Below are 258 nucleotides of genomic sequence, written 5' to 3' on the forward strand. Positions count from 1 at the left end.
TTTTCCTGGAAGCCATCGTTCCACTGCAACGCCACTTCGACGCCAATACCGTCTTTTTCAGTGGAGAAGTAGAAGATATTCGGGTGGATCGGCGTTTTGTTCTTGTTCAGATATTCAACGAACGCCTTGATGCCGCCTTCATAGTGGAAGTGGTCTTCTTTGCCGTCGCGCTTGTCGCGCAGACGAATGGAAACGCCGGAGTTGAGGAACGACAACTCACGCAGACGTTTCGCCAGAATTTCATATTCGAACTCGGTC

The 258-nt window shown here is 50.4% G+C and carries 1 pseudogene; it reads right to left on the reverse strand.

Features of this window, described 5'->3' with window-relative positions:
- A pseudogene (gene gyrB / locus SB756_RS31995) lies at positions 1-258 on the reverse strand (DNA gyrase subunit B); the annotation flags it as partial.

The sequence above is a fragment of the Pseudomonas sp. SIMBA_068 genome (assembly GCF_046534705.1).
Classification (GTDB): Bacteria; Pseudomonadota; Gammaproteobacteria; order Pseudomonadales; family Pseudomonadaceae; genus Aquipseudomonas; species Aquipseudomonas putida.